Origin of the sequence: Kitasatospora sp. NPDC059088 (assembly GCF_042738155.1) — a bacterium.
GTDB lineage: Bacteria > Actinomycetota > Actinomycetes > Streptomycetales > Streptomycetaceae > Kitasatospora.
Genome location: NZ_JBHYGR010000003.1, coordinates 30,944 through 37,567 on the forward strand (window position 1 = coordinate 30,944; position 6,624 = coordinate 37,567).

Annotated in this window: 5 protein-coding genes; 1 reads left to right on the forward strand and 4 read right to left on the reverse strand. The window is 74.7% G+C overall.

Annotated features, from left to right (window positions below; all coding sequences use genetic code 11):
• The first annotated feature begins 150 nt into the window (after positions 1–150).
• Entirely contained in the window at positions 151–2,217 is a 2,067-nt protein-coding gene (locus ACFWXO_RS02040; RefSeq protein WP_380521630.1) for an AAA family ATPase, read from the forward strand.
• A 22-nt stretch (positions 2,218–2,239) separates the two neighbouring features.
• On the opposite strand, the gene ACFWXO_RS02045 is transcribed toward ACFWXO_RS02040, so the two are convergent.
• From ACFWXO_RS02045 to ACFWXO_RS02060, 4 genes are all read right to left on the reverse strand, one after another.
• Positions 2,240–3,226, reverse strand: coding sequence for an NAD-dependent epimerase/dehydratase family protein (locus ACFWXO_RS02045; protein ID WP_380521391.1), 987 nt, complete (start codon positions 3,224–3,226; stop codon positions 2,240–2,242).
• A gap of 113 nt (positions 3,227–3,339) precedes the next feature.
• Positions 3,340–4,386 (reverse strand): hemolysin family protein, encoded by a 1,047-nt coding sequence (locus ACFWXO_RS02050; protein WP_375883921.1) that lies wholly within the window; start codon positions 4,384–4,386, stop codon positions 3,340–3,342.
• Positions 4,383–5,726, reverse strand: a complete 1,344-nt coding sequence (locus ACFWXO_RS02055) for a hemolysin family protein (RefSeq protein WP_375883919.1) — start codon at positions 5,724–5,726, stop codon at positions 4,383–4,385. Before ACFWXO_RS02055 ends, ACFWXO_RS02050 begins: the two co-directional genes overlap by 4 nt.
• Positions 5,727–5,975: 249 nt before the next feature.
• On the reverse strand, positions 5,976–6,416 hold the full coding sequence (locus ACFWXO_RS02060; RefSeq protein WP_380521394.1) for a PH domain-containing protein: 441 nt from the start codon (positions 6,414–6,416) through the stop codon (positions 5,976–5,978).
• Between the last annotated feature and the right edge of the window lie 208 nt (positions 6,417–6,624).

Here is a 6,624-nt window from a genome sequence, read left to right on the forward strand (position 1 = left end):
GCTCGACGACCACCGGCCCGGCTGCGTACAGGCGATCCGCCGGCCGAGCCCCGGGCCACACCGCGGGGGGCGTGAGTGACGACGGTCGACAGTTCCGACAGCACGGCGGGCGGCCCGGACCGGCTCGCCGACCGGGCCTGGCTGCGGGCCATGGACGCCTACACCGCCGGTGCCTACGCCCGGGCCGAGGAGGAGTTCCGGGCGGCCGTCCGGCTGGACCCCGGCATGGCCGACGCCTGGCTCGGCCTGCACGCGCTGCGCAGCGACACCTCGGCCGCCCTGCTCGCCATGTACCGCAACCAGAACCGCTTCGGCGAGCAGCGGCGGCTGCACCGCCGCCCGCTCAGCTCCTGGTACTGGCTGGGGTGGTGGGTGCAGCCGGTGCTGGAGGACGCCCGCGACCTCGCGCTGGCGCACGCCTCGCACTGGCTGGACGGCCGCCACCTGGCCGAGCTGGACCGGGCGTTGGAGCAGTGCCCGGCCCCCAGCGAGGACCCGTCCGCGCAGTTCCTGTACGCCTGCCGGTCCTACCTGCTCAAGGACTGGGAGCAGTTGATCCGGGACACCGACCGGCTGCTGGACGACCCGCTGCTGGGCATCGAGGCCGGGCTCTTCGCCGGCATGGCCCGGGTGCGGCTGGACATGTGCGCCCAGGCGCAGGCCCCGCTGGCCGCCTCACTGGCCCGCTGCCGCTCCGAGCAGCCGCAGCGCAAGGAGCTGCGCTACTGGCTGGCCCGGGCCTACGAGGGGGCCGGGCGCAGCGCCGCGGCGCTGCCGCTCTACCGGGCGGTGCACCGGGCGGACCCGGCGTTCATGGACACCTCGGCCCGGCTGACGGCCATCTCGGCCGAGGACGCGCTCGCGGACGGGCTGCTCGCGGACGGGCGCTCCGGCGGGCTGGACGGCTTCGGCCCGGACGGCGTCGGGCTCGACGGGGGCGGGCTCGACGGGGCCGGGCTGGACGGCGGCGGCCTCGACGGGGCCGGGCTGGAGGGCGTCGGGCTGGACGGGAGCGGCCTCGACGGCGTGGGTCCGGAGGGAGCCGGGGCGGGCGGTGGGACGGGCTACCAGGAGGACCCCGGCTACGCCGAAGGGCAGCTCTACGACGCCGAGTTCGGCACCGGCACCGCCCCGGTCGGCGGCGCCCCGGTCGGCGGCGGGCCCGCGGTGGACGCGACCCTCGTGGACGGCCCGCTCACCGCGCCGGAACCGGACCCCGCCGCCGCGGACGGCGCACCCCAGGCGGCCGGCGAACGCTCGGGTTCGGGCGCCCCGGCCGGCCCCGCCGCACCGCCGCTGCCGGTGCGCGGCGAGGCCCAGCCCCGCACCGCCGCCGCTCCGCCGCCCCGGACCGCCGGCAACGAACGGGAGTTGGACGCAGCCCTGGCCGAACTCTCGCTGATGGTCGGCCTGGAGCCGGTCAAGCGCCAAGTCAGGGCGCTCTCGGCCCAGTTGAGGATGTCGAGGCTGCGGGCCGAGCAGGGGCTGCCGGTCCAGCCGCCGAAGCGGCACTTCGTCTTCTCCGGCCCGTCCGGCACCGGCAAGACCACCGTGGCACGGATCCTCGGCCGGGTCTTCCACGCCCTCGGACTGCTCTCCGGCGACCACCTGGTGGAGGCCCAACGCGCGGACCTGGTGGGCGAGTTCCTCGGCCAGACCGCCGTCAAGGCGAACGAGCTGATCGACTCCGCGCTGGACGGCGTGCTGTTCATCGACGAGGCGTACAGCCTCTCCAACTCCGGCTACACCAAGGGCGACGCCTACGGCGACGAGGCGCTCCAGGTGCTGCTCAAGCGGGCCGAGGACAACCGGGACCGGCTGGTGGTGATCCTGGCCGGCTACCCGGAGGGGATGAACCGGCTGCTCGCCACCAACCCCGGCCTCAACTCCCGCTTCACCACCCGGGTCGACTTCCCCAGCTACCGGCCGAACGAACTGACCGCGATCGGCGCGGCGCTGGCCGGCCGGGACGGCGACGGCTGGGACGAGGACGCGGCCGAGGAGCTGGCCAGCATCTGCACCCACGTGGTGCGCGAGGGCTGGATCGACGAGCTGGGCAACGGCCGGTTCATCCGCACCCTGTACGAGAAGTCCTGCGCCTACCGGGACCTGCGGCTCTCGCTGCTGCGCGTGGCGCCGGGCCGGGAGGACCTGGCGACGCTGCGGCTGCCGGACCTGGTGCAGGCGTACGGGGAGCTGATCGACGGCCGGGGCTGACGACCGGCTCCCCCACCGGGCATCAGCCCCTGAGCAGCTCCGCCTCGCGCTCCGGGTCGAGTCCGACCCCCGGCCGGTCGGCGCGCTGCGGGGCCTCGCCGCCGATCGACCGCAGCCAGGCCCAGGTGTCCTCGACCGTCTCGGCGACCGGGCGGCAGCGCAGCCCGGCGTCGACGGCTCGGGCGACCGAGGCGCCGTGCAGGAAGTCGTAGAGCTCACCGGGCGCCAGCCAGACCGGCAGCTCCGTCCAGGGCTGCACACCGGCCGCCAGGATCCGCTCCGGGTCGGTCCAGCGCAGCTCGGCGTCCGAGCCGGTGGCCCCGACGCAGGCCTCCAGCAGCCCGCCCATGGTGGTGTGGCCGGCCGGGCTGACCACGTTGTACGGCCCGCCCAGCCGGGCCGCCACCGCGTCCAGGGTCCAGGCGGCGAGGTCGCGGCCGTCGATGTACTGCAGCGGCAGCTCGCGCGGGCCGGGAGCGAGCACCGGGCCGCCCCGGGCGATCCGGTTCAGCCACCAGGGCAGCCGGCCGATGTCCTCGTACGGGCCGAGGATCAGTCCGGCGCGGACCAGCAGGGCGCGCCCGCCGTACTCCGCCTCCAGGGCCAGTTCGGCGCCGCGCTTGGCCTCCGCGTAGCCCACCTCACCGGTGAGGTCCGGGGCTGAGTCGACCACCGGTGCGCTCTCGTCGGCCCCGGCGCGCAGCGGGTGGTCGTACACCGAGCGGCTGGAGACGTACGCGTAGTGGCCGACCCGGCCGTTCAGCCGCCGGGCGCTGTCGCGCACCGCCGCCGGGGCCCAGGACCAGGTGTCCACCACCGCGTCCCACTCCCCCGTGCCGAGCGCGGCGAGGCCGTCCTCGGCGGTGCGGTCGCCCCGCAGCACCCGGACGCCCTCGGGCGCGGGCTGCGTGCCGCGGTTGAGGGCCGTCACCTCCCAGCCCCTGGCCAGCGCCTCCTCGGCGACGGCCCGTCCGACGAACTTCGTTCCACCCAGCAGCAGGAGTCTCATGCCGACCACCCTCCTCCGAGGGTGGCCGGCAGGGGAACCGTTGCCTGCTGTGGGCAGATTCGCCCTCGGCGGACAGGCGTCGCCGGATGGGGGCCTTCGGGTGCTTCCCGAGGCTAGGCGGTCGTCCGGTGGTCCGGGTCGTGCATCTCGCCGACCAGTTCCTCCAGGACGTCCTCCAGCATCACCACGCCGACCGTGCGGCCGTCCTGGTCCAGCACGGCGGCCAGGTGGCAGGTGGCCCGGCGCATCGCGCCGAGGGCGTCGTCCAGCGGGAGGCTGCCGCGCAGCACCGTGATCGGCCGCCACAGCCGGGCCGGGACGGGCGCCGACGGGTCGTCCACGTCGAGGATGTCCTTGAGGTGGAGGTAGCCCAGGTAGCCGTGGCCGGCCGGGTCCCCGTCGGTGACCGGGAAGCGCGAGAAGCCGGTGCGCAGGGCGAGCTCCTCGACCTCGGCGGCGGTCGCCTTCGGGTCCACGGTGACCAGCTGCTCGGGCCGCAGCAGGACGTCGGTGACCGGGCGGCGGCCCAGCTCCAGGGCGTCCTCCAGGCGTTCCTGGCGGTCCTCGTCGAGCAGGCCGGCGTCCCGGGAGTCGACCAGCAGGTACATCAGCTGCTCGGTGGTGAACACCGACTCGACCTCGTCCTTGGCCTCCACCCGGAACAGCCGCAGCACGCCGTTGGCGCAGGCGTTGAGCGCCCGGATCACCGGGGCGAGCCAGCGGGCCAGCCGGTCCAGCGGCGGGCCGAGCAGCAGCGCGGCCCGCTCCGGGCCGGCCATCGCCATGTTCTTCGGCACCATCTCGCCGATCACCATGTGCAGGAAGACCACGAGGGCCAGCGAGATCCCGTACGAGAGCGGGTGCATCAGGCCGGACGGGACGCCGATCGCGTGGAACGGGCCCTCCAGCAGGGAGGCGATGGTCGGCTCGGCGAGCGCACCGAGACCCAGCGAGCAGACGGTGATGCCGAGTTGGGCGGCGGCCAGCATCGCGGAGACGTTGGACAGCGCGTGCAGCACCGTCCGGGCGCGCTTGTGCCCGGCCTCGGCGAGCGGCTCGATCTGGCTGCGGCGCACCGAGACGACGGCGAACTCCGCGCCGACGAAGAACGCGTTGCCGAGCAGGAGCACGACGGCGACGGCGAGTTGGAGCACGGTCATCGGACGCCCTCCCCGTTCTCGCCGAACCGGCCGGGCGCGCTGGTGCGCTCCACCCGGACCTGGCTGGTGCGGTGCCGGTCGACACCGGTCACGGTGAACCGCCAGCCGGGCAGTTCGGCCTGCTCACCCACCTCGGGGAGCTTGCCGAGCAGGTCGGAGACCAGGCCCGCCAGGGTCTCGTACGGGCCGTCCGGGGCGTTCAGGCCGATCGCCTCCAGCTGGTCGAGCCGGGCGCGGCCGTCCGCCTCCCAGACGGGCAGGCCGTCGACGGCCGGCAGCTGGAGCAGGTCGGGGTGGTCCTCCGGGTCGTGCTCGTCCTGCACCTCGCCGACGATCTCCTCGACGATGTCCTCGACGGTGACGACCCCGGCGGTGCCGCCGTACTCGTCGACCACGATGGCCATCGGCTGGAGGCGGCGCAGCTGGTCCAGCAACCGCTCGGCGGGCAGGGTCTCGGGCACCAGCAGCGGCGGCGAGGCCAGCTCGGCGACCCGGACCAGGCCGCGGCGGGCGGCCGGGACGGCGAGGGCGTCCTTGAGCGTCACGATGCCGGTGATCTCGTCCACGGTGTCGGTGTAGACGGGGAAGCGGGACAGGCCGGTGGCCCGGGTCAGGTTGATGACGTCGGAGGCGGTGGCGTCGCGCTGGAGGGCGGCGACGTCGATCCGCGGGGTCATCACGGACTCGGCGGTGAGCTCGCCGAGGCCGAGGGTGCGGACGAACAGGGTCGCCGACTCCTCGTCTATGGCGCCGGCCTTGGCCGAGTGCCGGGCCAGCGAGACCAGCTCGGCCGGGGTGCGGGCGTGCTCCAGCTCCTCCTGCGGCTCGATGCCGAAGGCCCGGACGGTGCGGTCCGCGGCGCCGTTCAGGAAGCTGATCAGCGGGCGGCAGGCGAAGGAGAAGGCCATGTGCGGGGCGGCGACCGCGCGGGCCACCTGGAGCGGGCGGGAGATCGCCCAGTTCTTGGGGACCAGCTCGCCGATCACCATCTGCACGACGGTGGCCAGCACCATGCCGACCACCACGGCGACACCGCGGGCGGCCGAGTCCGGCACCCCGATGCCCGACATCACGGGCGAGAGCAGGGTCGACAGCGCCGGCTCGGCGAGCATGCCGACCACCAGCGAGGTGACGGTGATGCCCAGCTGGGCGCCGGAGAGTTCGAAGGACAGGTGCCGCAGGGCCCGGGAGACCCGGCGGGACTTGACGTCGCCGGCTTCGGCGGAACGTTCCACCGCGCCGCGGTCGGCGGTCACGAAGGCGAACTCGGCGGCCACGAAGAGGCCGTTGGCGAGGATCAGGAGCAGGGCCGCGAGCAACAGCAGCCAGGCGGTGATCACAGTGCCGCCTGCCTTCCGGGGGTCGGAAGCGAGGCGGCGCAGGTACTACCGGACGGATCGTCCATCGAGGGGGAGTGTCACTCCTCTGGTCGGTGCGGTACAGGTCGTGCCGGGGGCAGGATGAAGTTTTGCCCCACTTTTACCAGCGTAGACCATATCGGCGCGACGGTAGGAAGCGTGTTCGGACCCGCCGGGGCCCCGGGCCGGGGTTCGGGGGGCCTGGACCCCGGGGGTGCGGGCGTCGCGGGGTCAGGCCCGGGCGTGGTGCTCGACCAGGTCGCGCAGCGCACGGGCGTCCGCGATCGCCCGGTCCTTGCCGACGCCGGACTGGATGCCGACCGCGGCCAGCGAGGTGCCGTCGGCGAGGTCGAGGGTGGCCCACGGGTCGCCCTGGCGGAAGTTGACCCGGACGATCTCCGGCCAGGCCAGCCGACGGCTGCGGACGAAGTTGACCACCGTCACGCCCTCGGCGTCCGCGCTCACCCGGGGGCGGGCCAGCATCAGGCCGACGGCGGCGAACAGCACGCCGCTGGCGACCATCATGATCCGGTCGTTGAGCTGCCAGTTCGCCGGGAGCAGCACGGCCAGCACCACGAACAGGGCCACGAGCACGGCGCAGACCGGCAGCAGCACCGCGCGGGTGCGCCGGGGCGCCCAGGTGACGGGGAACTCGACGGGCGGCGTGGACACGTGGGGTCTCCGGTGGCTCTGGATCGTGGCGGTCGTGGCGGTCGTGGCAGTCATGGCTGTCATGGCGGCGGGACGGTGGGGACCGCCGGGACGGCGAAGGGGGGGGGGGGGGGGGGGGGGGGGCGCGCCCCCCCCCGCCCCCCCCCCCCTCTAGTGGTGTTATAGAAAAGCCCTCTCCGCCACACCCAAACAAAACATATGTGTGGGG

What these genes read in the sequence shown, in the direction of transcription:
- ACFWXO_RS02040 (WP_380521630.1), top strand. Translation starts at nt 151, where the DNA reads ATGGACGCCTACACCGCCGGTGCCTACGCCCGGGCCGAGGAGGAGTTC.
- ACFWXO_RS02045 (WP_380521391.1), bottom strand. Translation starts at nt 3,226, where the DNA reads ATGAGACTCCTGCTGCTGGGTGGAACGAAGTTCGTCGGACGGGCCGTC.
- ACFWXO_RS02050 (WP_375883921.1), bottom strand. Translation starts at nt 4,386, where the DNA reads ATGACCGTGCTCCAACTCGCCGTCGCCGTCGTGCTCCTGCTCGGCAAC.